A 24,854-nucleotide genomic window follows, 5' to 3' on the forward strand; every position below is an offset into this window, starting at 1 on the left:
AGTCCGCCTCCAGGCCCCTGCGACAGACCTCCGCCGGGACCGTGCGACTTGCCGCCACCAGGCCCATATGATAGGCCTCCGCCGGGACCGTGGGAGCAAGATCCTCCAGGCCCCGAGTACCCGCGACACTCGGCAGTATCGCTTTCGTCCGAATTGGCATGAGCCGGCGACATCGTAGTGGCAATGGCCAGTACAGCGACAGCGATCGATCGGGATAAAGTGCGGAAGTGAGGAAGCACAGACGTCTCCGAAATGGTTGCTCGGCAACAAGATACTACATCAAGGATCTGACGGCAGAGTATCTAAAGTAGGCTTGTTTAGAGCCATGTGGTACCCGGCTTAGCTCCTGTTTCTCTGGAAGCTTGGAAATGCTGTGACTCGCGCATGAGAGAAATTATTCAAGTCCGTAAAGAAGGATGTGATCGGTAATGCGCGCTTGCGTAAGAGAGGAATCACTCCGCACCGGCGGTCGAGCTTCAGTCTAAATAACTACGGAAAACCTGAAAAAACATGAAATCGCCATTGGAGTTTGGATGTGCAGTGTTTCACTAAAGTATTGAAAAGTGCTGTCTCAATTTTGTCAAAACTGTATTCAAGGCATAGGACGCTCAATCAAGGTCGAGCGCCATACAGGCGGTGAAGGAGTGTTACGGCGCCAGGAAGTGCTATACGAGCCTTATCTAGTTTGGATGAGCGAAGGGCGCTTCACATCGGCTAGCTTCGAGCGTGTACAGGTCGAGGGGCACATGGTGAACTATGCGCAGTATTGGCTGTGCATGATCGAACCACGACTACCCTAATCAGGGATGTACGCCGCATCCTTCCGGACGTTCCATGCCTTGCCGACCTTGATCGGCCGCGGAGAGATCCGTCCGTCGTGGACCCACCGCAAAAGAGTATTAGCGCTGGGGGCATGCTCGCCAAGGAGCAGCGCGGCCCAAAACTGGAGCGGGACGAACCGTGGCAACCCGATCATGTCTTCAGGCAGAAGGTGCATGGAACCATGCGGCGGTGGCCGCGTTTGAGCAGAAGATTTCTGAGTCTGCATCTCCGCACGGTTTTTCAAGACCCACTCGACAAGCGATTCCTTCGGCTTGGCTGGCTTCGTGGCGGGTTCCTTACCTGGCGTGGGCTTGCGTTTGGCCGTTGTACAAACGTACGTCGACGCGCCACTTGGTGGAAGCGGGGGGACTGGGGGCGCATCGCCTGTCCTAAGTTTCGACCAATACCCTCGGGCAGGCCTTGGCACATCCAATGCGAAGCATGCCTTTCGTATGTCTCCTTCCGTCAGATCATACTTGCGCGCCACCATGCCGACGCCTTTCGACCAGACGTCACGGTAAAGCTCCTCTCGATCTAAGATCACGTCCATAGTTTCAATCCAATAGGAGGTAACGATGACTGGTGAAGAAAGGGACATCCTGAAAGCGATTTTACAGAAGCTGACAGAGCGATCAATCCCGGTCGAGGTTGACCTATGGGACACCGAGCACATCGCCGCCTACCTGAAGCGGTCCTATACCACCGTGCGTGACAAGATCATCGTTCGGCTAGATTTCCCGAAGCCGATCAAGATCAATCCTACTCAGGAACGATCGCACCCGCTGTACAAGGCGCGTGAGGTAATCCGCTGGGCCGAAGGCCTGCAAGAGAAATAGAAAAGCCGGGTTGCCCCGGCCTGCTGGCGGTTGCCACGGTTATAAGGCCGAAGCCTCTTTAGTCACTCGATTAGGTGAACGATGCAGTACAGCGAGCCGTAGTAGATCAGCTTAGCGGCGTCATTGCTGACGAAAGGGATGCCGTGGTGCTGGAAAGTGTAGATTGGATTTGCGTGGCGCATAGCGACCTCCTGATTGACCAACGTATGATTACGTTGCCATATATTTACAATGGAGGCCGCAAATAACGCCGATAAGGCCCGAAAAGGAGACTTTTTATCGACCAGGCGCTCGGATCGCCGTTATTCAAATCGAGGGGGGAGGCTTCACGATGCCGAGAATATTGGCACGCGAGACGGCGAAACGGCGGGCCAACTCGCTTACGGAAACTCCGGCTGCGTGATCGGCCACGATCTGGCGGCGCTGTTCGTCGTTGGTCTTAGAAGGGCGGCCCAAGGTCTTGCCCTCAGCCTTCGCACGGGCCAATCCCGATTGCGTGCGCTCCACCAACAGATCACGCTCCATTTCGGCTACGGCCGCGAGCATGGTCAGCATCATCTTGCCGGCCGCGCTGGTGAGGTCGAGCTTGCCCAACTGCAGAACAATGACCTCAATGCGGCGCGCGGCCAGCATCTTGATCGTGGCGCCGACATCCTGTGCATCGCGGCCGAGGCGATCCAGCTTCGTCACCACAAGGGTTTCGCCGTCGCGGACTTGGCCGAGCATCTTTGCGAACTGCGGACGTTGCAGCGCCGAGACCTTGCCCGACACGCCCTCATCCGCAAACCAGTAGTCGACCTGATAGCCGGCGCTCTCGATCTCGCGGCGCTGGTTCTCCGTGGTTTGCTCTTTGGTGCTGACGCGGCCGTATGCGAAGGTTGCCATGTTGTTATCCCCGGTGTGTTCCGACTGTTAGAAAACGGTGTCATAATATACCAGGCTGTTAGAAAGTGCAATGGCTATATTTCTGACATTGATTATCGTTGCTTTGTGTTGATGTTAGAAAACGGTCGTTTTTTGACGGGATGTCGGTCTGAAATTGGACGCACTTCGATGGACTCAAAACTGAGCCGACCAACCGCCGCAAAAGTGCGGTGGTCAAGTTGACCACCGTTGGCCACCGCAATTTTACTGCGGCTAGCGACCACCCCAAAAATGGGGCGGCTGATCATATGATGCGTGCTGGCGGCTTCCAGGCTTTCGGCGTCTCGGCCACGTCTCGCTTGCCCTCGATCGCCACACGGGCGACGACCGGCTTTCCGCACGCGTTCACGTGAAAGGGTAAGCCCATGCGGCGCAGCGCCTCGATCTGCTTCGATTTCATTTTCCGGCCGGTCAGGGTCGCGAGTTCTTCCTGGGTGAGAAACATGTCCGACACGAAGGCTCCTATATTGCCGAGTGGAGGGCACCAGCTCAGCTCGAGGACGCGCGCAGTTTGGTCGCGACGATCTCGGCGATTTCCTCGGCCAGGGTCTTTACTTCGGTTCCGGGAACTACAGGAGCAAGGCCGGTTGCCCCTTCTAGAATTGCGATGATTTCTGCGTGGAGGCTATGCCCTCGCTCTTTGGCTTGCGCAGTAAGTCGGTCCCGCAATACATCAGACATGCGCAGGGGGTATGGAGTTATCGAAGGCGGGCGCGTCATGTCACAGAGCATATGAGTCTTTTTTGGCTCACGCAACGAGTCATTTATTGACTCGGTAGTCAAAGTGAGTCACTATTTGACTCGTACTCCTACAAACTTCCCGGTGAAAACAATGGCGACTACCCCCATGCCTACTCCTGTGCGTTTGCCCCCTGAGCTTAAAGAATGGGTCAAAGCATATGCCAAAGAAAACCGCCGCAGTGTGAGCGCGGAAATCGTGAATATGGTGGCACGCACCAAGGAGCAAATCGAAAGGCAAGCAATGTTGGTTTGATGACAGATCCAGAAAGACGAAAGGGCCAGCCTGCCAGCTGACCCTTCGGATTTCTTTATGACCGTGCCAGGCGGAACCCTGGAGGCCGTGGCCGAAACGTGTACGAGACGTTTCGACCGCGTTGGACAAGTGCATTCTTGAGGAACAGACATATGCGCAACGGAACGAAGGTTAACACAAACACTGGTGATGTGTCATCGCCTGAAGCAAAAAAAGCAGTTAGTCAGTCCCCCATGTTCGAGCCGTTTGAATGGGTTGCTCCATCTCATCAAACGGGGCCATATGATCTTATATCCAGCGTGCGGGATCTTGCTGCCGGCGCAGGCGTGATCATGGCTATGATCGAGCAATCGGACATGGATCGCGATAACGATGATGCCCCGCTGTTCAATGGTTTTAATCGTGGTCGGCTGCTGCGTATGAGCATTGCAGCGATGGAGGTGATCGACAACCAGATCGAGCGTCATTTCGAACGCATGACCAAGCAAGGTGAGAAAGCGCATGCTCAAGCGGGGAGGGCGTCAGCATGATTTCTCAGCAACGAATGGTACAGATGTTCACGGACCTCGACGACGAGGCGCGCCGTTACGTGCTTGCCGTGCTCCAAGGCGAATATGACCGCGTGCAAAGGACGCGGCGTCCGGTGCTGCGCTTGGTTCAAGGCGGAATGCAGGCGGAAGGCATTTCTAAGCTTACGAAAAGCCGTTCGCGGAGGGCTGCGAAATGACGAAGTATGAACGGGTTACAGCTATGTTTTCAGCCATCGATGCAGACGGCCAGGATTTCATCTTTTGCATGCTGGAAGCAGAGTACGAGCGAGTACAGCGTGTACGCCGGCCGGTCCTGCGCCTAATCCAGGGCGGTCCGCCGACTGCAGGCTCAATCCCGAAGCCACGCGCGACAACTCGCACCAAACGGAAGGAGCAGGTATGACTACGTTCCGCACTGTGCCCGGGAGCCAAGGGGCTGAGCGCATCACCGGCTTTGACGTCGACCAACTGCTGCGCTCCATCGGCAAGGCCTGCGCGAACGACGGCAGCACGGCGCTGTTTGGCCTACTGCTGGGCGCCCAGCAGATTTTAGGCCAAGTAAAGGCCGACAGTAGGCGCGCCGTGACGTTGGACGAGGTGGCGCTACTGTCGGCTTACCGCGCCATGAGCGATCACGCACGCCGAGAAGTAATCACCGCGGCACGCGCTAGTGCTGAACGATACCCGCGCCATGGGTCATGCCTGACCGATGCCGATTACGCCTCAATTGTGAATCGTTACGAGGCGGTTGGCGATGTCCAGAACGCTGACATCATCCGTCGACAGTGGGAAGTGGCAATGACCAACGCAGGCATTGCGACAACGGTGGATCATAACGATTAATTGATGAGCCAGTATGCATTTCCCTTAACACAATTTCTTTCCAGCAAAGGTGGAATACACGTGCTATCTTGAACGATTGCAATTCACGGCTGAGATTCAGACCGTTATAGTTTCGGCAGTGCCTAGCTTTAGCGGGCGAAAAGGTGGTTCCCTTACTACCCTGGCACTGCCTCCGAATTTCTAAGGGCTGCGTTTAAGGGAACGCAATGAAGACAGGGTTCTTCGCTATTGGGCTGGCCGAATGGCGCCATGCCTGCGAGATTGGACTTAATCCGGCCGTCGCTTTTCTGGTTTTGGCATGTGGCACGGGCCGCGACAATCAGACCACAGCCTGGTCGGCCAATGCGGTCCAAGAGTATGGCGGCATCCGCTGGGAGCGCGCCAAGCCCGCTATTGAGCAGCTGCTCAAGGCGGGGTTACTCACAATGGCGGACAACTCCACAAAAGCCCGGCCACGCTACAAACTGAAAATCTCCGAGGACAGAATCTGGCTGCCCAAGAACGTCGTCATGCCGCTGGCCGGCGAAGAGCCTATCGTGCATCGGGTGCGCCAGACTCAGGACATCATGACCCTGCGCCTGTTCGTGGAGCTGTATCACGCCCAGAACCTAGCGGCGGATGGCGGTATTTCCCGCGAGGTCTACTACCGTAAATACGATAAGGAAGTTTGCCGGGACGTCGGCAGCATGGTCTACCTCGGGTTCACCGATGCGGGTACGTGGGTTTCATGGTCGACGGATGTGACGAAGGTACATCTGGGCAAAGGTGATAAGCGGGGGGAGCCCTTTTTCCAGCGGATTGCAACTCTCAAGGAAATGGGCCTGATCCAGGAGGCCGCCTACCTTTTTGAGTCGTCCTCCCCAGACGCGGAAATTCTGTTCCCTGTAAATGGCCCTGAGCCAGAGGAACGAAGCATTCATGCCACCGCCTATGAAGTGGTCGAGACCAATCTGCAGGGGGGCGCCGCGATCCTCGAGCAGCATCATTACGTGATCCCGGTCTATCGTCATCAGAAATCGGCGGAGCTCTACGGCGTCTTTCGCATGCGGTTTCGTGCACAGACAGCCAATACAGGAGCCTGGTATGCAGTCCTTAAAGAGAAGACGGGCGCCGCCTTGGAGATGTTCCGCAGGGCAATGGTGTAGACATCAAGGTTTATCAAGGTATTTCAAGGTACTTCAAAGGTTGTAGGAAGTTATCAAGGTGAATCAAGGACCACCGGGACCGCTCGCTTTCGCGAGGGTTTGACGCCAAGACGAGCGACGACTGAAAGATTCGTAGGGACTGGAAGATTAGCTGATGCTTCAGGCGCTCGGTACTCGTGAAGAACAATCGAGACAGCCAAGCGCAGTTTGGGCATTGGGGCTACCAAGTAAAGCCGGCATGAAGGTCGGATGGGAGTGGTATCTTCCGAAGACCGCTACGCAAATTAAGTGGCGGTCTTGGTGGCGGTGTTCGCTTATTTGGGTAGGCGCTGAGGCGAGTTTCGGGGCGCGCTTTAGAAGTCGGCGAAATGCGCGAAAATGGGGTAGTGCTGCTGCAGATTTTGCTCACGTATGAGTCCAAGGCAAAATGCCTCTACCCTGCCATTAGGTGTCAGGTTGAGACCCCCCTTTGACCTATCACCTAACCACGTCGGATTGTGGTTAGGTGACACGGTGCACCTAACAGGCTTTTCTTGGTTCGCTGGACTGCTGTACATAACCACTTCGCTGCCTGCAGAAGCCGCGGCGCAAGGCTGGATCAGAAGATCATTTGCAACCACGCCCGACCGAACTCGGCAACATGGATGCATCACATTCATTGCGAGGTTCTAGACCATGAGTAGCCCTAAGTACGAAGGTGGCAAAACGTCCAACTCGAGCTTCATACCACTGAATCTCGAGCAGCGTACGCATGTGGACACCGCGAGCGCGGCGTTTCACTTGGGCCGCAAGGCGCAGACGATGCGAGTGTGGGCATCGACGGAGAAGGGACCGATTCGGCCAGTGCGGATCAATGGGAGGTTGAGTTGGCCAGTGGCTGAGATTCGTCGCCTACTCAACTTTGCTGAGATTCAGTCTGCCGCAAGATAAGCGCCCGAAAAACATGCTCAAGGTGCCCAACGATTCTCAAAGTGGGGTTACACAGCGGTTACATGAGCCATGTAAGACTTCCAAAAAGCAAAAAGCCCAGTTCGAAAACTGGGCTAAGTGCTTGATATTCTTGGGGTGGCTGATGGGACTCGAACCCACGACGACAGGAATCACAATCCTGGACTCTACCAACTGAGCTACAGCCACCACTGTCTTGCTTTCGTATCTCGTTGTTGCCGAGACAGAACGAGATTATATAGGGTGATCCCCGATCTGGCAAATCTATTTCTGCCAATAGTGCCGAGCCGGTCCCGCCGTGCTCACGGGGCGTCGAAGGTGGTCTCGTGCACCGGCGGGGTCATCCCCAGCAGCACGTCGAACGCGCTCGCCAGCGCGGTGGCGCTGGCGCTGGTCCAGGCTTCCAGCGTGGCCGGCGCGGTGGCCTGCGGGGCGCGCAGCAGGCCGCCGGCCTCCAGCAGGCGCCCGAGCTGGCGCGCCACCGCCTCGCCGGTGTCGACCAGCGTGGCGTGGGCATGGCCCGCCTCGGCCGCCACGTGCTCGATCGACGCCTTCACCAGCGGGTAATGGGTGCAGCCGAGCACCAGCGTGTCCGCGCCCTGTTCGAGCAGCGGCGTCACGTAGCGGCGCAACAGCGTCATCGTTCCTTCGGCGTCGCCGTCCTCGATGCGTTCGACCAGGCCGCGGCAGGGCTGCAGCAGGAAGGTCGTTTGCGTCCCTTCCGCCACCTGGTCGCGCAGGCGCAGGAACTTCTCGCCCGCCAGCGTGCGCTCGGTGGCCAGCACGCCCACCTTGCGGCTGCGCGTCGCCGCGGCGGCCGGCTTCAGGCCCGGCTCGACGCCGACGATCGGCATGTCCGGGAAGCGTTCGCGCAGCAGCTTCACGGCCGAGATGGTGGCCGTGTTGCAGGCGACGACCAGCGCCTTGATGCCGTGTTCGACGAGGAAGCGGGTCACGGCCAGCGAACGTTCGGCCACCACGTGTTCGGGCTTGTCGCCGTAGGGGGCGAAGCCGGTGTCGGCCACGTAGACCAGGTGTTCGTGCGGGAGTTGCGCGCGGATGTGGCGCAGGATGGAGAGGCCGCCGAGGCCGGAGTCGAAGATGCCGACGGGGGATGATGCGCGGGTAGTCATGAGGTGATGGTATCGCAGCGTGGATACATCGTGGTACTGCGGGGGACATTGGGTCCCGGCCTGCGCCGGGACGACGTTCGACAGCACGTCGCCCCGGCGTAGGCAGGGGTCCAATGTCGTGCGACGTGTCGATCAGCCCGCGTTGACCGGAATGCCCTTCAGCGACTCGATCTTTGCCGACCATTCCTTCGGACCGGTCGTGTGCACCGACGTGCCGGTCGAATCGACGGCGACGGTCACCGGCATGTCCTTGACCTCGAACTCGTAGATCGCTTCCATGCCCAGGTCCGCGAAGCCCAGCACCTTGGCCGACTTGATCGCCTTCGAGACCAGGTAGGCCGAGCCGCCGACCGCCATCAGGTAGGCCGACTGGTGCTTCTTGATCGACTCGATCGCCGCCGGGCCGCGTTCGGCCTTGCCGATCATCGAGATCAGGCCGGTCTTCTCCAGCATCATGTCGGTGAACTTGTCCATGCGGGTGGCGGTCGTCGGGCCGGCCGGGCCGACCACTTCGTCGCCGACCGGATCGACCGGGCCGACGTAGTAGATCACGCGGTTGGTGAAGTCCACCGGCAGCGGCTCGCCCTTGGCCAGCATGTCCTGGATGCGCTTGTGCGCGGCGTCGCGGCCGGTCAGCATCTTGCCGTTCAGGAGCAGGGTCTGGCCCGGCTTCCACGAGGCGACTTCTTCCTTCGTCAGCGTGTCGAGGTCGACGCGCTTCGACTTCTCGGTGTCCGGGGTCCAGTGGACTTCCGGCCAGGTCGACAGCGCCGGCGGTTCGATGTACGACGGGCCCGAGCCGTCCAGCACGAAGTGGGCGTGGCGGGTGGCGGCGCAGTTCGGGATCATCGCCACCGGCTTGCTGGCCGCGTGGGTCGGGTACATATTGATCTTCACGTCCAGCACGGTCGTCAGGCCGCCCAGGCCCTGGGCGCCGATGCCCAGCGCGTTGATCTTGTCGCACAGTTCGATGCGCAGCTCTTCCAGCTTGTTTTGCGGGCCGCGTTGCTTGAGTTCGTACATGTCGATGTCTTCCATCAGCGACTCTTTCGCCATCAGCATCGCCTTCTCGGCCGAGCCGCCGATGCCGATGCCCAGCATGCCCGGCGGGCACCAGCCGGCGCCCATCAGCGGCACGGTCTTGAGCACCCAGTCGACCAGCGAGTCGGACGGGTTCAGCATCACGAACTTGGTCTTGTTCTCGGAGCCGCCGCCCTTGGCCGCGACCATCACGTCGACGGTGTCGCCCGGGACCAGCTCCATGTGCACCACGGCCGGCGTGTTGTCCTTCGTGTTCTTGCGCTCGAAGTGCGGGTCGGCGACGATCGAGGCGCGCAGCTTGTTGTCCGGGAAGTTGTACGCGCGGCGCACGCCTTCGTTGACGGCGTCGGTGATCGAGCCGCTGCCGAAGCCTTCGAAGCGCACGTTCATGCCGATCTTCAGGAACACGTTGACGATGCCGGTGTCCTGGCAGATCGGGCGCTTGCCTTCGGCGCACATGCGCGAGTTGGTCAGGATCTGGGCGATCGCATCCTTGGCGGCCGGGCTCTGCTCGGCCTCGTAGGCGCGCGCCAGGTGCTGGATGTAGTCGGCAGGGTGGTAGTAGCTGATGTACTGGAGTGCTGCGGCGACCGATTCGATCAGGTCGTCTTGCTTGATGACAGTCATGAGGATCTCGCTAGGGGGACTTGGGGGAAAACGTTGTTATCGATGTTTCGCACTGTCGGCGGTGGCCGACATGATGCGGTCGGTATAGGCGATGGCCATGGCCGACAGCAGGAAGGCGATGTGGATGCAGGTCTGCGCGACCAGGGTCTTCACGTCGTACGCGTTGGCGTTGATGAAGGTCTTGAGCAGGTGGATCGAGGAGATGCCGATGATCGCCATCGCCAGCTTGGTCTTGAGCACGGACGCGTTCACGTACGACAGCCACTCGGGCTGGTCCGGATGGTCTTCCAGGTGCATGCGCGACACGAAGGTCTCGTAGCCGCCGACGATCACCATGATCAGGAGGTTCGAGATCATGACCACGTCGATCAGGCCCAGCACCACCAGCATGATCGTGGTTTCGTTCAGCTTGGTCGGCGGCGGCGCGTTCGGCACGGCGACGGCGGCGATGATGTGGTCGAGCGCTTCCTTGCTGCCCATCGCCGCCATCGCGAGGTCGACCAGTTCGACCCAGAAGTGGTAGACATAGACGCATTGCGCGAGGATCAGGCCCAGGTACAGCGGCAGTTGCAGCCAGCGGCTGGCGAACATGAAATTGGCGAGCGCGGTGCGCTTTTTGGCGCCGTGGTTGGATTGCGATTCGTACATTACGGAAGGGGGGCAAGGGTGCGGCTGCGGACAGGACAGCTCGACATTCTACACCCGCCGCGCCGCGCCGGCATGCCCTTCGATGTTTCCCAAACGTTGGTAGAATGACCTCGGGATGCCCGAGCGGCCGCGCCCGTGTCGTCGCTTGCCGCGCTTGCCGTTGTTGCATGTGTAAGCACTCAGTAAGCGAGACCGCATAAGGTATGTGGCAAAACTACCAGGATCCCTTCCTGCGCCGCATGCGGCGCGGGACCATCGCCGGGGTCCGCATTACTAAGGAGACTAGTATGGCCGAGAACGAGACCCTGCAGGGCCTGCAGGAAAACCGCGTGTTCAACCCGTCCGCGGAATTCGCCGACCAGGCGACCATCTCCGGCATGGAGGCGTACGACAAGCTGTGCGCCGAAGCCGAACAGGACTACGAAGGCTTCTGGGCGCGCCTGGCGCGCGAGAACATCGCCTGGCACAAGCCGTTCACCCAGATCCTCGACGAATCGGACGCACCGTTCTACAAGTGGTTCGCCGACGGCAAGCTGAACGTGTCCTACAACTGCCTCGACCGCAACATCGAGAACGGCAACGGCGACAAGACCGCCGTCGTCTTCGAGGCCGACGACGGCACCGTCACCCGCGCCACCTACCGCGAACTGCACGAGCGCGTCTGCAAGCTGGCCAACGGCCTCAAGTCGCGCGGCATCAAGAAGGGCGACCGCGTCGTCATCTACATGTCGATGTCCATCGAAGGCGTGGCCGCCATGCAGGCCTGCGCCCGCATCGGCGCCACCCACTCCGTCGTGTTCGGCGGCTTCTCGGCCAAGTCGCTGCAGGAGCGCATCGTCGACGCCGGCGCCGTGGCCGTCATCACGGCCGACGAGCAGCTGCGCGGCGGTAAATCGCTGCCGCTGAAGTCGATCGTCGACGAGGCGCTGGCGATGGGCGGCTGCGACACCATCAAGGACGTCATCGTCTATAAGCGCACCGGCGGCAGCATCCACTTCCAGGAAGGCCGCGACACCTGGCTGCACGACCTGGTCGACGGCCAGGACGCCGCGTGCGAGCCGGAATGGGTCGAGGCCGAACACCCGCTGTTCATCCTCTACACCTCGGGTTCGACCGGCACGCCGAAGGGCGTCCAGCACGCCACCGGCGGCTACCTGCTGTGGGCGATCCTGACGATGAAGTGGACCTTCGACATCAAGCCGTCCGACGTCTACTGGTGCACCGCCGACATCGGCTGGGTCACGGGCCACACCTACATCTGCTACGGCCCGACCGCCGTCGGCGCCACCCAGGTCATCTTCGAAGGCGTGCCGACCTATCCGCACGCCGGCCGCTTCTGGGAAACCATCGCCAAGCACAAGGTCAGCATCTTCTACACCGCGCCGACCGCGATCCGCTCGCTGATCAAGGCGTCGAACGCCGACGAGAAGGTGCACCCGAAGAGCTTCGACCTGTCCAGCCTGCGCCTGCTGGGCACCGTGGGCGAGCCGATCAATCCGGAAGCCTGGATGTGGTACTACAAGAACGTCGGCGGCGAGCGCTGCCCGATCGTGGACACGTTCTGGCAAACCGAGACCGGCGGCCACATGATCACCCCGCTGCCGGGCGCCACGCCGATGGTGCCGGGCTCGTGCACGCTGCCGCTGCCGGGCATCATGGCCGCCATCGTGGACGAGTCGGGCGCCGACGTGGCCAACGGCCAGGGCGGCATCCTGGTCGTCAAGCGTCCGTGGCCGTCGATGATCCGCACCATCTGGAACAACCCGGACCGCTTCCGCACCGCCTACTACCCGGATGAGCTGGGCGGCAAGTACTACCTGGCCGGCGACGGCGCGATCCGCAACAAGGACACCGGCTACTTCACCATCACCGGCCGCATCGACGACGTGCTGAACGTCTCGGGCCACCGCATGGGCACGATGGAGATCGAATCGGCGCTGGTGGCGCACCCGCTGGTGGCGGAAGCCGCCGTGGTCGGCAAGCCGGACGAGACGACCGGCGAGGCGATCTGCGCCTTCGTCGTGCTCAAGCAGGCGCGCCCGAGCGGCGAGGACGCCAAGAAGCTGGCGGCCGAGCTGCGCAACTGGGTCGGCAAGGAAATCGGCCCGATCGCCAAGCCGAAGGAAATCCGCTTCGGCGACAACCTGCCGAAGACCCGCTCGGGCAAGATCATGCGCCGCTTGCTGCGCGTGCTGGCCAAGGGGGAAACCATCAGCCAGGACGTCTCGACGCTGGAAAACCCGGCGATCCTCGATCAGCTCAAGGAATCTGCTTGATCGCTCGGGCAATGTAGGGTTTAATCTGTATTCAGATTGCAGAGTTGACGCCGTTCCGGGAAACCGGCACGGCGTTTTTTTATGCGCAGTGCCGGCTCAGGCGCCGTCCGGCTCGCCGCCGCCGAAGGCCTTGCGCAGCGCGTCCGGATCGATGGCGCCCTTGCCGGCGGCGGCGCCACCGCTGGCGCGTCCGCGCCGGCCGGTGAATTCTTCTTCGATGTTGTCGCGGTAGTAGCTCCAGGGCGCGGCGGAGGACGACAGCTTGCGCCAGGTCTCGGTGCCGACCGCGTCGTAGTCGATGGCGCTGCCGTCGTCGAACTCCACGCGCAGCGTGCGCGCCCGCGCGTCGTAGCCGATGGCGCGCAGCTTGCCGGCGTTGATCTTCTTCATTTCCATGATGGCCCCCCTAGTTGCACCCTGTCGTAAACGTCACCGGAGCGATACCGTTGACCGGCGCATGGCGCGACCATCCGGTGGGCACGGGGTGCCCACCCTACGGCGGCATACGGTATGTAGGGTGGGCATGTGAGGCCGGGGGCCTCACATGAAACGTGCCCACCATGCGCCGATGTTCTCCGACGCGCGGGGATTATTGAAGTCGCTCCATCTTCTGCCGCACCTCCCCCGCGCCCGCGCCGTTCGGCGCCAGCGCCAGGTAGGTCTTGTACGCCGCCCTGGCCTTGGCGGCATCGCCCGAGCGCGCATAGGCGTCTCCCAGGTTCATGTAGGCGATCGCCCGCGACGGGTCCATGCGGATGGCATTCTCGAACCAGCGCGCGGCTTCCGCATAGCGCTCCTGCTTGTAGTAGACGAAGCCGAGGTTGTTGGCCGCCAGCGCGAAGTCGGGGCGCAGCTTGAGCGCCTCCGTGAACTGCGCCTCGGCCTGCGCGTACTGCTTTTCCTTGTAGCGCTGCAGGCCGTGGTCGTTGGCGCGCTGCGCCTGCTGGCGGCTCGACACCGGCACCGCCGCCGGCGCCGTGATGGTCGCCGTGCCGCCCTGCAGGTCCTTCACCACCACGCTCGCCGCGGGCGCCGACGCCTGCGCATCGAGCTTGTTGTTGAGCGCGATGGCATCGTTCGACAACTGGGCCGTGGCGGTATTCAGGAACTCGGTTTCTTCCGGCAGCTCGAACACGAAGTCGCCGCCCTCCGAGCCGGGCAGGCTGCCGAAGGCGGGCGTCTGGCGCGACACGCTCGACACCGCCGGCGCCACGTAGGCCGCCAGTTCCGTCGCCGTGATCAGGCCGTCGCCGTTCAGGTCGGCCTTGCCGCCCATGCCCTGCATCAGCGTCCAGGTGAACACCGAGTGGCCGTTCGGGCCGCCATCCGACACCAGCTGGTCGGCGCCGCCGGCCGTCAGCATCTGGCGCCCGAGGCGGCGCGCGTTATCGCGCAGGAAGGAGGCGTTGGCGCCGCCGCGCGTCAGTCCCAGGCCGCTGTAGCACGCGTCCATCACGAACAGCGCGTGCTTGGCCGGCAGGCTCTCGGCGATGTTCTGGATCTCCGTCATCGGAATCGCATCCGTCGCCAGCTGGTCCGGATCGGCATCGTAGGGAATGATGTAGCCGAGGTCGCGGCCGGAACTGAGCTTGCGCGTGGCGCCATGGCCCGCGAAGAACACGAAGATGCGGTCGTTCGGCTGCAGGTTGCCGTGCGCCAGCCTGTCGTGGAAGGCGGCCAGGATGCCGGTGCGCGTGGCCTGCTCGTTCCTCAACGTGATCACGCGCTCGGGCGCGAAGCCGAACTTCTGCACCAGCAGCTGGCCCACGCCCTCGGCATCGCGCACCGCATACTGCAGGCGCGGCCACTTCGGATAATTGTCGACCCCGACCAGGATCGCCCAGGAATTCGCGTAGCCGGTGGCGGCGGCGCGCGCCACCGGGGCCGCCTGCGCGGGCGCCGCGCCGCTGGCATGGAAGGCGCTGCCGTCCCAGCCGGCGAACTGGTAGCCTTCGGCGGCCAGGCGTTCCAGGATCGCCGGCAGCGCCTTCACGGTGCGCTCGTGGATGTCGTGGAACAGGATGATGCCGCGCTGTTCCTTGTCGACGGCGCGCAGCACGCGGTCGGCGATGGAGGACGGCACCGGGTCGGCCCAGTCGAGCGAATCGATGTTCCACATGACCGACTTCAGGTGCGCGTGCTCCAGCATCTGCATGCCCTCTTGATTGCGCGCCCCGTACGGAAAGCGGAACAGGTTGGAGCGCTGCGGATCGACTGCCTTGAGCAGCGTGTCGGTGTCGAGGATCTCCGATTTCAGGCCGTCGCCGGAACGCTTGGACAACTGCGCATGCGAAAAGCTGTGGTTGGCCAGCACATAGCCCTGCGCCTTGAGCTTGCGGCTGACCTGGGCGCCGGCGTTCAGCCTGGCGGCGCCGTTCGCATCGAGCGTGCCCAGGTTGCGGCCCACGTTGAAGAACACGGCCGGCGCATCGTACTGCTTGAGGATGGACGCGATCTCTTCGCTGTAGCGGCGGTGCGGGCCGTCGTCGAAGGTCAGCACGACGGTCTTCTTGGGCAGCGACTTGCCGAAGATCTCGGCCTCCTCGCGTGCCGTCGGCGCCGGCATGCTGGGCGTGTCCGTGGCGCCCGGATCGACGGGGACCGGTTCGGCCGGGTAGGGCAGCACGACGCCGTAGTCCTTGAGGATGCGTTCGCGCTGGTACAGCGTCTTGAGGTGGGCGACGTAGCTGTCCCACTTCTCGCGCTTGAGCACGATCGAGCGCGACTCGTAGCGGCCGAACACGGCGCGGATTTCCTTCTCGTAGGTGCGCTCGATCTCGGCCAGCGCGTCGAGGTCTTCCGAGATGCGCTTGTGCAGCTTGATCGCGGGCAGCGCCGACTCCTTCGCCACGTGCTCGAGCAGCGACTGCAGCGTCTCGCGGAAGGCCAGGCGGTCGGCGTCGTACAGGCCGTCGTTCGATTCCACGTAGTCGAGCAGGCCGCCGACCTGGTCGAAGCGCTGCGGATCCTGCGTCGCGAGCAGGGCGGCGAGGGCCGCATCCACCTTCGCGATGCGCTCCTGGTTCTCGTGGAAGATCTGCTGGCCGACGCGGTTCGTCTCGGCGCGCGCCGCGGTGGCCAGCGCTTCCTCGTCCAGCGTGAGCACGATCATCTTGCGGTAGGCGTCGAGCAGCTGGCGCAGGTCGGCGGCGATGGCGGCAACGGCGGTGGACTGGGCCGCGGTCGTGGCCGCCGGCGGCGCGGGCGGTTCGCCCGCTGGCCTGCGGGCGACCAGCCAGGTGCCGCTGGCGGCGCCGGCAGCGGCGACGGCAAAGATGATGGCGTAGAGGGATCGGCGTTTCACGGTATGGAAGTTGGCATTGTTTTATCTTGGCAACAATACCATTACCGTGCTGTGCTACGCCAAGAAAAACGCAAGACCTGTGGCGGCGCAAGCGCTAGCCGCGGGCGGGGGGCGTTCGCGTCGCACGGCGTGCGCTTGCGGGTCTTGTACTGCCGGGAATCCTTGCTATAATAGGCGGCTTCGCAGAGATGCGAACACCCATCAGGAGAGATGGATGAGTGGTTTAAGTCGCACGCCTGGAAAGCGTGTATAGGTTCATAGCCTATCGGGGGTTCGAATCCCCCTCTCTCCGCCAGCATTCTTAAATTGACAGAAATCGTTGATTACAAAGCGTTTTTCCACTTGAACGTCTCTGCTGTTTGGAGTAACTGTTTGGAGTAGGAAAGGCGCTTTTTGCGTTCTACGTAACTTGATTGCCTTCTTTTGAAGCTTGTGTCGAAGCCGTCCTTTAGATGGTGGCGCACGTGCTGAGTGACCAATCCTAAGTGTTAAACATCCTTTCGGGCAATGACTAACGTTTGTCTGTTGGGGCGGTTGGTCTGGCGTGCCCAACATTGCAAATTCACACGTTGGTTTCGGTGGCGCTTCCCATGTGTCAGCCATTGCCGACAACATAGAACTCGCTCCCTTCAGAGCATCAGGCAACCTTCGCCCCACGATCACGCTCATGGCGTAGTCGAGGTAAGACTTTCGCATCTCTTCTTCAAGAGAAATCGGGACAGTCTCCTTGGCGAACTGGTCAGCTTTGTCCAAAGTAACTCCAGTGTATGCTTGCTTAATGCCCTAGCTACGCTGCCTTGGCGAGTGTCTGTTTAACGGGCACACGCTGGCTGGAGGATCAACCTCCGGGACACGAAAAGTTTACTTCTGAGTTGGGCTATTTGTTCGTCTTGTCATCGTCTTCCTTCTGACGTGTTTTCAAACGGTTTCGAAGACCTCCAATTGCCACGCGGAGGGCGAGCACCTTTAGGCATGTGCTGGCCGTTGCATAGTTATCCTGTCCTATTGCTCCGATCAAAGTGATGTAAATTGCCGCGTTGGTTTGAACGTGCTTCAGCGTTTGCTCTGCAAGCCGCTTGAAGCGGTTTTGATGTGACAAGTTTCCTCCAATGTTTAGATTGGAGGTTGCCGCACTCTTACATGTCGACCCGGCGTAGCTGCACAGGTACGTCCCGGATATGGAGGGGCTTGCTAGTATTTCAAGAGGTCACTTCAAGCCTCTGTGGCTGAGGTAGGCCCAATTTGCCTATGCACTTGACCCACCTCAGGTCATGAGGGGTAAAAAGTCAGGCTCACCATCGTCTTCGTCGAGGAGGCGGGTACCAAGGAAACTGGCGTCGATCTGAATCGCCCGGCTTTCAGGGAGGCCGTTAAGTAAGAGTCCGGCAACAATACCCCGTCTGCTTAAACACTTCACTGAACCCATCCAGCACCGCATCCCACATCCGCGCTTCACCTGAACGGCGAACCGGTCATGCCCGGACGGGAAGACCAGCCTGCCATCGCTTTCGCCTCCCGCCGCACCGGCACGTCGCCCCGTCCTGCCCCGGGGCGACGGTCTTCCTGCCAACGATACGGTCAGCCAGACAGACCCTGGCGCTTCGAACCCCGCCGCCGCGCCACCCCCATCCCCAGCAGCGCCGCCCCCAGCAGCGACAGCGTTGCCGGCTCCGGCACCTCGCCGGTCGGCGGCTCCGGATCGACGGTCGCGAAGACCAGGTTGTCGATTTCCGCGCCGATGCCGCCGGTCACGAAGATGTCCAGCGACGTCAAGCCGGTCAGGCCCGCCAGCGCATAGGTGACGAACGAGTCCAGCGTGATGTCGACGCTCTTGCTCACGGTCTGGTTGTCGCCGTAGTGGCCGACGAAGTGGAGGGTGCCGTCGCTGAGGAAGCCCGCGGCGTCGAGACTGGTCAGGGAGAACGGCGACGTGCCGGTCAGCGTCAGCGAGGTGCCGGACGCGCAGGCGTCGCTGTCCAATGCGCAGAACGCCAGCGTGCGCGTGCCGTTGCCGTCGCGGATGGCAGCGGCGCCGTACTGCCAGTTGTGGACCGTGATCGTGAGGCCGTTGGTGTCGTACACGGCGGGTAGTACGTCGGTGCCCGTGTCGCCCTCGAAATCCAGTACGGTGGCATGGGCGTTCAGCGATAGTGCGAGTGTTGCCGCCATCAAGGCGTTGACAAGCGTTTTCAAGACTCCCTCCTTGGGTTGGTCGCCAGGCACCGTTGCCGGGCAGCGCCAGCCACGCAAAATCCATGCCCTGAATGTGAACCTTGAGAAATCAACGGTTTGCAAAATGCGGAGAGCGACGGGCCGCGCCGGATGTCAGGTTTTTCGACATCGCGGGCACTGCTTAAACGAAGGGCACGCCAGCGAAACCCGCATGGTTGCTGGGTTTGACAATGTAGATTGCTTAGTTCTCCACAGAAAATGTGGATATCTCCAGGCCGATCCACCGTGGCTGGACCGTGTATTGCAGTGGTCCGGGCCGGCCGGCATCATGCGCCGCCCATCCTCCCGCCATCCCCGCCATCCCCGGCGACCACGAACGCCGCCGCCGCCCCGCGCACGCGCCCGCCCTCGTCGCGCAGCGGTACGGCGTGCATCACCACCTGCATGACGTGGCCGTCGGCGAAGCGGATCGCCAGTTCGGCGCCGCGCGTTTCCACGCCGGTGGCGGCGGCGCGCTGCAGCGGCAGGCGGTCGGGGGCGACCGGGTTGCCGTCGGCGTACACGTCGAAGGCCCGGATCCCGGGGCCGGTCACGGACGGGCTTTCGCCCGGGCCCAGGCGCAGCAGGCGCCGCCCGGCGGCGTTGACCGTCACCTGGTGGCACTGGCGGTCGTGCGCGAGGAACACGGCGACCGGCGTCGCCTCCATCACGCCTTCCAGCTCGGCGACGCGGCGCCGTTCGCGCCGTTCGCTGTCGCGCAGGGCGGCGGCCAGGCGCTGCTGCTCGGTGATGTCCTCCACCGCCACCGACACGCCCAGCACGTCGCGGCCGCGGCCGAACACGGGGTGCACGTCCAGGCGCCAGGTGCGCCGGCGCTCCGGCTGCGCCGCGGTGACGCCGTCGATCACGAGGCCGACGACCGGCTTCCTGGTTTCCATCGCCTGGCGGAACGCGGCTTCCGACACGTCGGCCACGCCCGGCACGAGCTCGCGCAGCGGCCGGCCGATGTGGTCGTCGGCGGGCACGCCATTGATCTCCGCCAGCAGGCGGTTGATGCGCACGAAGCGTCCTTCGGCATCGAACACCGCCATGCCGAGCGGCGCCTGTTCGAACAGCGATTCCAGGTCCAGCAGGCCGCGCCGCATGCCCCGCGTCTCGCGCTCGAGCACGGCGATGCGCTGCTGCTGGCGCGCGAGCACGACGGCAGCGGCCAGTGCGAGCGGCACCAGCATCAGCAGGTGCGCGGTGCTTGCGACGAACAAGTGACCTCCTGTCCCGGCGGATGGCATTTAACAATTATAGCCACCTTGCACTAAAGAAAATCATGGCATATGAGAAATTTCTTTGATTTTTTTTGCAAGCCCGTCGACGGCTTTGCCATCGTAGTTTTACGAGTATCGACAACTTGGCTTTTGCATAATAATTTCGTCGTTGGCAATACCAAGATCCGACGGTCGCGTCCGCATGTCCCGTCCCGGGACCACGTCACATCCTGCGGAGGCGACGTCCACATATTACGGAGGCAGCTTGTCGTTCCTGATCGTCCTCGCCGCACTGGCGTTCCTCATGTTCGCGGCCTACCGCGGCTACAGCGTCATCCTGTTCGCACCCGTGGCCGCGCTCGGCGCGGTCCTGCTCACCGATCCCGGCGCCGTGGCGCCGGTGTTTTCCGGCATCTTCATGGAAAAGATGGTCGGCTTCGTCAAGCTGTACTTCCCCGTGTTCATGCTCGGGGCCGTGTTCGGCAAGGTGATCGAGCTGTCCGGCTTTTCCGAAGCCATCGTCCAGGCGGCGATCCGCTACATCGGCCGCGCGCGCGCGAACGCGGTGATCGTCGCCGTGTGCGCGCTGCTGACCTACGGCGGGGTGTCGCTGTTCGTCGTCGTGTTCGCCGTGTATCCGTTCGCCGCCGAGCTGTACCGCCAGAGCGATATCCCGAAGCGCCTGATGCCCGGCGCGATCGCGCTCGGCGCCTTTTCGTTCACGATGGATTCGCTGCCCGGCACGCCGCAGATCCAGAACATCATCCCGACCACCTTCTTCAAGACCACGTCTTGGGCCGCGCCGGTGCTGGGCACGATCGGTTCGCTGTTCATCGTCGCCGTCGGCCTGGCCTACCTGGAATGGCGCCGCCGCGCCGCGATGGCGAAGGGCGAGGGCTACGGCCGCGCGCTCGTCAACGAGCCGGAGCGCACCGCGTCCGTGGCGCTGCCGCATCCGGCGCTGGCGATCCTGCCGCTGGTGCTGGTCGGCGTGGCCAACTTCGCCTTCACGCGCATGATCCCGGCCTGGTACGGCGACAGCTACACGGTGGCGCCCGAGATCCTGCCGGGCGTGCACGCGCCGGTGACGGCCACCATCAAGACCGTGGTCGCGATCTGGTCGGTCGAGGCGGCGCTGCTGCTGGGGATCCTGCTGACGGTCGCCACCGCGTTCCGGCGCGTCGGCGCGCGCTTCGCCGACGGCTCCAGGGCGGCCGTCGGCGGCGCGCTGCTGGCCGCGATGAACACGGCGTCCGAGTACGGCTTCGGCGGCGTGATCGCGGCGCTGCCCGGCTTCCTCGTCGTGGGCGACGCCCTCAAGCGCATCCCCGATCCGCTGGTCAACGCGGCCGTCTCGGTCAGCTCGCTGGCCGGCATCACCGGCTCGGCGTCGGGCGGCATGAGCATCGCGCTGGCGGCGATGTCGGACCTGTTCATCCGCGGCGCCGAAGCCGCCCACATCCCGCTGGAGGTGCTGCACCGCGTGGTGGCGATGGCCAGCGGCGGCATGGACACGCTGCCGCACAACGGCGCCGTCATCACGCTGCTGGCGGTGACGGGACTGACGCACCGCGAGTCCTACCGCGAGATCTTCGCCGTCACCGTCATCAAGACGGCGGCCGTGTTCTTCGTGATCGGCGTGTACTACCTGACCGGGCTGGTCTGAGCCGGCGCGGCGTTCACTCGCCCATGCGCACCAGCCAGTCGCGCAGCGGGCGCGCCGCGTCTTCCCAGCGCGGATCGAGCATCAGCGCGTGGGCCAGGCGCGGCACCAGCACCGGCGCGACGCCGTAGTAGGTGGCCGTGCCCTGGACGGCGTCGGCGCGGATGAAGCGGTCGTCCAGGCCGCCCAGCACGAACATCGGCGGCGCCTGCCAGGGCATCGGCGCGAACGGACGCCAGCCCTGCAGCTCGACGCCGACGTGGCGCGATTCGCCCTGCACGCGGCCGGCGAAGCGCGCGTACTCGGCGTCCGGCAGGTCGTCGGAAAACAGGTGGCGGCGCATGACGGCCGGGTCGAGCATCTGCGCGTCGCTCAGGCGCGCGACCTGCTGGAACAGCTCGGGCGAATTGAGCCACATCTGCCAGGCCGAATAGGCCAGGCCCCAGGGCGGCACCGACGCCAGCAGCGCGGCGCCCGCCGCATGGCCGCCGCCGCGCAGCCAGTCCTGCACGACGGCGCCGCCGAGCGAATGGCCGACCACGACCAGCGGCGCGTCGCCGCTGCCGCGCAGTTGCGCGACGGTGCGGCGCAGGTCCTCGGTGTAGTCGCCCAGGCGCCAGTCGTTCAGGCGCTCGGCGCCGTCGCTGTTGCCGTGGCCGCGCAGGCTGAGGGCGTGGACCTCGAAGCCGGCGTCGGCGAGATAGGGCATGAAGTGTTCTTCCCACACCCAGGCGCCGACGCAGATGCCGTGCACGAGGAGCAGGCGCGGGGCGTTGGGACGGGGCGTGGCGGGACGGCGGACGATGGTTTCGAGTTGCAGCATGGCGGCGGCCTGGAACGATTTCGCCTTCATGGTAGCGCAGGTGGGCGCGGGCGGTGCGGCATGGCGTGCGTGTCCATACGCGTCACGGCCTTCGAACGCTGCGCATGGGGCGGGAGGCTGCATTGGATTGAAGCAAACTCAACCGTTCGCCACGCGTGCGGAATTTTCGGTAGCATCCTGTCATCTACCTGTTTTCTAGGCGCATCGATGGACCAGGACCCGCGACCCGCAGCGCCATGCAGCATCGACGACGTGCTCGTCACCGCCGAACTCGGGCGGCGGCCGGCGCGCGCCCCGGATTACGCGGCCGAGAACCGCGCCATGGCGGCGCTGGCGCGCCAGCTCGCGTCCGATCCGCGCGGGGTGCCGCAGATGCTGGCCGGGCTGGTGCTCGCGCTGTGCGGCGCCGACTCGGCCGGCATCAGCGTGCTCGAACACGAGGACGGCGCGCCGGTGTTCCGCTGGCGCGCCGCGGCGGGCCTGTTCGCCGCGCACCTGGACGGCAGCATCGCCTACCGCGACAGTCCCTGCGCGCCGGTGGTCGAGCGCGACGAAGTGCTGCTGCTGCGCCACGGCGAGCGCATGTTTCCCGCGCTGCGCCACGACCCGCCGATGGTCGAGAACCTGCTGGCGCCGTGGCGCGCCGGCGGCCGCGCGGTCGGCACCGTCTGGGCCATCACCCACGATCCGGCGCGTCGCTTCGATGCCGAGGATGCGCGCGTGCTGGGCAGCCTGGCCGGTTTCGCGGCCGCCGCCTGCCACGCCATCCTGGCGCTGGAGGAGTCGGCGGCCGGGCGGCGCGAACTCCATGCCGCCACCGAACAGCGCGCGCGGGCGCTGGCCGCCCACAATGCCGCGCTGGAGCAGGAAGTGGCGCAGCGGCGCCAGGCCGAGGAGGCGCTGCGCGCCAGCGAGCGGCGCCTGCGCGACCTGGTCGACGCGATGCCGGCCGGCGTGGTGGCGTGCGACGCCGACGGCGCGCTGTTGCTGCACAACGGCCGCGCGCTCGAACTGTGGGGCGGCGCGCCGCTGGACCGCGACTGGGTCCTGCGCGGCGGCTGGCGCGCCTGGACCCCGGACGGCTATGCGCTGGAGCCGCAGGAAGCGCCGCTGGGCGCGGTGCTGGACGGCGACGACGAAGTGGTCGACCGCGAGCTGCGCATCGGCCGCCCGGACGGCAGCGCCATCGACATCCTGGCCAGCGCGCGCGCCTTGCGCGGGCAGGACGGCGCGATCGCCGGCGCCATCGGCGTGTTCCAGGACATCACGCAGCGCAAGTGCGTCGAGGCCGCGCTGCGCGCCTCGGAGCAGCGCTTCCGCACGCTGGCCAACGCGGCGCCGGTGCTGATCTGGCAGAAGGACGAGCGCGGCGCCAACGTGTTCGTCAACCAGTGCTTCGTCGATTTCACCGGACGCGCGGCGGCCAGCCTGAAGGACGGCGGCTGGCGCGCGGTCGTGCACCCGGACGACCTGCAGGACTACCTCGAGGACTACGTGCGCGCGGCGCGCGGCCGCCGGCCGTGGCGGCGCCAGGTGCGCATCCTGCGCCGCGACGGCGAATGGCGCTGGATCGACAACCACGCCGAGCCGCTGTTCGCCCAGGACGGCGGCTATTGCGGTCACGTGGGCGCCGCGCTCGACATCACCGAGAGCGTGCTGGCCGGCCAGGCGCTGCAGGAGAACGACCGGCGCAAGGACGACTTCCTGGCGGTGCTGTCGCACGAGCTGCGCAATCCGCTGGCGCCGATCAGCAATGCGGTGCACCTGCTGCGCCATCCCGGCGGGCGCCGCCGTTCCGACCGCATCGTCGAGATGCTGGAGCGCCAGGTGCGCCAGATCGTGCGCCTGGTCGACGACCTGCTGGAAATCTCGCGCATCACGCGCGACAAGATCGAACTGGAGCGCGCGCCGCTGCCGCTGGCGGACGCCGTGCACGGCGCCCTCGAGACCAGCCGGCCGCTGATCGAGGGCGCGCGCCATCGCCTGAAGGTGGCGCTGCCGGAGCAGCCGCTGCTGCTGTACGCCGACGGCGTGCGCCTGGTGCAGGTGCTGTCGAACCTGCTCAACAACGCCGCCCGCTACACCGATCCGGGCGGCTGCATCGAGCTGCGCGCGTGGCGCGACGGCGACCAGGCCGTGATCGCCGTGCGCGACGACGGCATCGGCATCCCGGCCGCCCAGCTGCCGCACATCTTCGAGATCTTCACCCAGGCGCACCGCGCGACCGGGCGCGGGCAGGGCGGCCTGGGGATCGGCCTGGCCATGGTGCGCAGCCTGGTGCGCCTGCACGGCGGGACCGTGGAGGCGCGCAGCGCGGGCCCGGGGCAGGGCAGCGAATTCGTCGTGCGCCTGCCGCTGGCGCGCGATGCCGAATCCGGCCCCGGCGCCGGCGCGGCCGCGGCGGTCGGGCCGGCGCCGCTGGCGGGGCGGCGCATCCTGGTGGTGGACGACAACCGCGACGCCGCCGACACGCTCGTCATGCTGCTGGAAGCCGACGGCGCCAGCGTGGCGGCGGCCTACGACGGGGCGGCCGCGCTGGCGGCCCTGGCGGCGCCGGATGCGCCGCCGCCCGACACCGTGCTGCTCGACCTGGGCATGCCCGGGATGGACGGCTGCGAGGTGGCGCGCCGCATCCGCGCCGATGCCCGCCTGGCCGGGGTCCGCATCGCCGCGCTGACCGGCTGGGGCCAGCAGCGCGACCGCGAGCGCACGCGCGCGGCCGGCTTCGACCTGCACCTGACCAAGCCGGTGGACATGGCGCTGCTGCGCGACTGGCTGGGACAGGAACGCTAGGCCCGCCCCGTCGTCCCGGCGCAGGCCGGGACCCAATGTCTTGGTGCAGCCGATGCGCGTGCAACTTGGG

The 24,854-nt window shown here is 64.1% G+C and carries 19 protein-coding genes and 2 tRNA genes; 9 read left to right on the forward strand and 12 right to left on the reverse strand.

Annotation, left to right across the window (positions count from 1 at the left end; genetic code table 11):
• Positions 1 to 796: 796 nt before the first annotated feature.
• Positions 797 to 1,495 carry an excisionase gene (locus tag QZ749_RS25655; RefSeq protein WP_373896817.1) on the reverse strand — a complete coding sequence of 233 codons (699 nt, stop codon included), beginning with the start codon at positions 1,493 to 1,495 and terminating at the stop codon, positions 797 to 799.
• Here QZ749_RS25655 and QZ749_RS11625 point away from each other — a divergent pair.
• Positions 1,398 to 1,658 carry a hypothetical protein gene (locus QZ749_RS11625; RefSeq protein WP_296946813.1) on the forward strand — a complete coding sequence of 87 codons (261 nt, stop codon included), beginning with the start codon at positions 1,398 to 1,400 and terminating at the stop codon, positions 1,656 to 1,658. The genes QZ749_RS25655 and QZ749_RS11625 overlap by 98 nt on opposite strands.
• 306 nt (positions 1,659 to 1,964) lie before the next feature.
• Here QZ749_RS11625 and QZ749_RS11630 read toward each other — a convergent pair whose 3' ends face one another.
• Positions 1,965 to 2,543 (reverse strand): recombinase family protein, encoded by a 579-nt coding sequence (locus QZ749_RS11630; RefSeq protein WP_296946814.1) that lies wholly within the window; start codon positions 2,541 to 2,543, stop codon positions 1,965 to 1,967.
• 283 nt (positions 2,544 to 2,826) lie between these two features.
• Positions 2,827 to 3,027 carry a DUF4224 domain-containing protein gene (locus tag QZ749_RS11635; protein ID WP_296946815.1) on the reverse strand — a complete coding sequence of 67 codons (201 nt, stop codon included), beginning with the start codon at positions 3,025 to 3,027 and terminating at the stop codon, positions 2,827 to 2,829.
• Between the two features lie 387 nt (positions 3,028 to 3,414).
• On the opposite strand from QZ749_RS11635, the gene QZ749_RS11640 reads away from it, so the two are divergent.
• The 4 genes from QZ749_RS11640 (at position 3,415) to QZ749_RS11655 (ending at position 6,094) form a co-directional block, all read left to right on the forward strand.
• Entirely contained in the window at positions 3,415 to 3,576 is a 162-nt protein-coding gene (locus QZ749_RS11640) for an Arc family DNA-binding protein (RefSeq protein WP_296946816.1), read from the forward strand.
• Between the two features lie 152 nt (positions 3,577 to 3,728).
• Positions 3,729 to 4,106, forward strand: a complete 378-nt coding sequence (locus QZ749_RS11645) for a hypothetical protein (protein WP_296946818.1) — start codon at positions 3,729 to 3,731, stop codon at positions 4,104 to 4,106.
• Between the two features lie 399 nt (positions 4,107 to 4,505).
• Positions 4,506 to 4,949, forward strand: coding sequence for a hypothetical protein (locus QZ749_RS11650; protein WP_296946820.1), 444 nt, complete (start codon positions 4,506 to 4,508; stop codon positions 4,947 to 4,949).
• A gap of 206 nt (positions 4,950 to 5,155) precedes the next feature.
• Entirely contained in the window at positions 5,156 to 6,094 is a 939-nt protein-coding gene (locus QZ749_RS11655; RefSeq protein WP_296946822.1) for a hypothetical protein, read from the forward strand.
• Between the two features lie 1,061 nt (positions 6,095 to 7,155).
• Here QZ749_RS11655 and QZ749_RS11665 read toward each other — a convergent pair.
• The 4 genes from QZ749_RS11665 to QZ749_RS11680 form a co-directional block, all read right to left on the reverse strand.
• Positions 7,156 to 7,231 (reverse strand) — tRNA-His (locus tag QZ749_RS11665).
• Between the two features lie 113 nt (positions 7,232 to 7,344).
• Entirely contained in the window at positions 7,345 to 8,175 is an 831-nt protein-coding gene (murI, locus tag QZ749_RS11670; protein WP_296946825.1) for a glutamate racemase, read from the reverse strand.
• Positions 8,176 to 8,307: 132 nt separating this feature from the next.
• Positions 8,308 to 9,843 (reverse strand): fumarate hydratase, encoded by a 1,536-nt coding sequence (locus QZ749_RS11675; protein WP_296946827.1) that lies wholly within the window; start codon positions 9,841 to 9,843, stop codon positions 8,308 to 8,310.
• 36 nt (positions 9,844 to 9,879) lie between these two features.
• Positions 9,880 to 10,491 carry a YqhA family protein gene (locus QZ749_RS11680; RefSeq protein ID WP_296946829.1) on the reverse strand — a complete coding sequence of 204 codons (612 nt, stop codon included), beginning with the start codon at positions 10,489 to 10,491 and terminating at the stop codon, positions 9,880 to 9,882.
• Between the two features lie 287 nt (positions 10,492 to 10,778).
• On the opposite strand from QZ749_RS11680, the gene acs reads away from it, so the two are divergent.
• A complete protein-coding gene (gene acs, locus QZ749_RS11685) occupies positions 10,779 to 12,767 on the forward strand; it encodes an acetate--CoA ligase (protein ID WP_296946832.1) in 1,989 nt (662 codons plus the stop codon).
• Positions 12,768 to 12,863: 96 nt separating this feature from the next.
• Here the strand turns inward: acs and QZ749_RS11690 are convergent, their stop codons facing one another.
• The gene (locus QZ749_RS11690) at positions 12,864 to 13,163 is read right to left on the reverse strand and encodes a KTSC domain-containing protein (RefSeq protein ID WP_296946834.1); all 300 of its coding nucleotides are present in this window, start codon (positions 13,161 to 13,163) and stop codon (positions 12,864 to 12,866) included.
• Between the two features lie 193 nt (positions 13,164 to 13,356).
• The gene (locus QZ749_RS11695; RefSeq protein WP_296946837.1) at positions 13,357 to 16,071 is read right to left on the reverse strand and encodes a polysaccharide deacetylase family protein; all 2,715 of its coding nucleotides are present in this window, start codon (positions 16,069 to 16,071) and stop codon (positions 13,357 to 13,359) included.
• A gap of 204 nt (positions 16,072 to 16,275) precedes the next feature.
• On the opposite strand from QZ749_RS11695, the gene QZ749_RS11700 reads away from it, so the two are divergent.
• A tRNA-Ser gene (locus tag QZ749_RS11700) sits at positions 16,276 to 16,366 on the forward strand.
• 1,283 nt (positions 16,367 to 17,649) lie between these two features.
• On the opposite strand, the gene QZ749_RS11705 is transcribed toward QZ749_RS11700, so the two are convergent.
• Positions 17,650 to 18,264, reverse strand: a complete 615-nt coding sequence (locus QZ749_RS11705; RefSeq protein ID WP_296946839.1) for a PEP-CTERM sorting domain-containing protein — start codon at positions 18,262 to 18,264, stop codon at positions 17,650 to 17,652.
• 305 nt (positions 18,265 to 18,569) lie between these two features.
• Entirely contained in the window at positions 18,570 to 19,505 is a 936-nt protein-coding gene (locus tag QZ749_RS11710; RefSeq protein WP_296946841.1) for a PAS domain-containing protein, read from the reverse strand.
• Positions 19,506 to 19,770: 265 nt separating this feature from the next.
• Here QZ749_RS11710 and QZ749_RS11715 point away from each other — a divergent pair, with 265 nt between their 5' ends.
• A complete protein-coding gene (locus QZ749_RS11715; RefSeq protein ID WP_296946843.1) occupies positions 19,771 to 21,171 on the forward strand; it encodes a GntP family permease in 1,401 nt (466 codons plus the stop codon).
• 13 nt (positions 21,172 to 21,184) lie between these two features.
• Here QZ749_RS11715 and QZ749_RS11720 read toward each other — a convergent pair whose 3' ends face one another.
• Positions 21,185 to 22,021 (reverse strand): alpha/beta hydrolase, encoded by an 837-nt coding sequence (locus QZ749_RS11720; protein ID WP_296946845.1) that lies wholly within the window; start codon positions 22,019 to 22,021, stop codon positions 21,185 to 21,187.
• 222 nt (positions 22,022 to 22,243) lie between these two features.
• Between QZ749_RS11720 and QZ749_RS11725 the strand changes: the two genes are divergently transcribed.
• The gene (locus QZ749_RS11725) at positions 22,244 to 24,784 is read left to right on the forward strand and encodes a PAS domain S-box protein (protein WP_296946848.1); all 2,541 of its coding nucleotides are present in this window, start codon (positions 22,244 to 22,246) and stop codon (positions 24,782 to 24,784) included.
• Positions 24,785 to 24,854 lie beyond the last annotated feature (70 nt).

It is taken from the genome of uncultured Massilia sp., from assembly GCF_913773735.1.
In the GTDB taxonomy this organism is placed as follows: Bacteria; Pseudomonadota; Gammaproteobacteria; order Burkholderiales; family Burkholderiaceae_D; genus Telluria.

Excerpts from the sequence above, each read along its gene's own strand:
- QZ749_RS11650 (WP_296946820.1), top strand. The coding sequence starts at position 4,506 with ATGACTACGTTCCGCACTGTGCCCGGGAGCCAAGGGGCTGAGCGCATC.
- QZ749_RS11720 (WP_296946845.1), bottom strand. The coding sequence starts at position 22,021 with ATGAAGGCGAAATCGTTCCAGGCCGCCGCCATGCTGCAACTCGAAACC.
- acs (WP_296946832.1), top strand. The coding sequence starts at position 10,779 with ATGGCCGAGAACGAGACCCTGCAGGGCCTGCAGGAAAACCGCGTGTTC.
- QZ749_RS11680 (WP_296946829.1), bottom strand. The coding sequence starts at position 10,491 with ATGTACGAATCGCAATCCAACCACGGCGCCAAAAAGCGCACCGCGCTC.
- QZ749_RS11645 (WP_296946818.1), top strand. The coding sequence starts at position 3,729 with ATGCGCAACGGAACGAAGGTTAACACAAACACTGGTGATGTGTCATCG.
- QZ749_RS11675 (WP_296946827.1), bottom strand. The coding sequence starts at position 9,843 with ATGACTGTCATCAAGCAAGACGACCTGATCGAATCGGTCGCCGCAGCA.
- QZ749_RS11655 (WP_296946822.1), top strand. The coding sequence starts at position 5,156 with ATGAAGACAGGGTTCTTCGCTATTGGGCTGGCCGAATGGCGCCATGCC.
- murI (WP_296946825.1), bottom strand. The coding sequence starts at position 8,175 with ATGACTACCCGCGCATCATCCCCCGTCGGCATCTTCGACTCCGGCCTC.
- QZ749_RS11630 (WP_296946814.1), bottom strand. The coding sequence starts at position 2,543 with ATGGCAACCTTCGCATACGGCCGCGTCAGCACCAAAGAGCAAACCACG.
- QZ749_RS11635 (WP_296946815.1), bottom strand. The coding sequence starts at position 3,027 with ATGTTTCTCACCCAGGAAGAACTCGCGACCCTGACCGGCCGGAAAATG.
- QZ749_RS11625 (WP_296946813.1), top strand. The coding sequence starts at position 1,398 with ATGACTGGTGAAGAAAGGGACATCCTGAAAGCGATTTTACAGAAGCTG.
- QZ749_RS11640 (WP_296946816.1), top strand. The coding sequence starts at position 3,415 with ATGGCGACTACCCCCATGCCTACTCCTGTGCGTTTGCCCCCTGAGCTT.
- QZ749_RS11690 (WP_296946834.1), bottom strand. The coding sequence starts at position 13,163 with ATGGAAATGAAGAAGATCAACGCCGGCAAGCTGCGCGCCATCGGCTAC.
- QZ749_RS25655 (WP_373896817.1), bottom strand. The coding sequence starts at position 1,495 with ATGTGCTCGGTGTCCCATAGGTCAACCTCGACCGGGATTGATCGCTCT.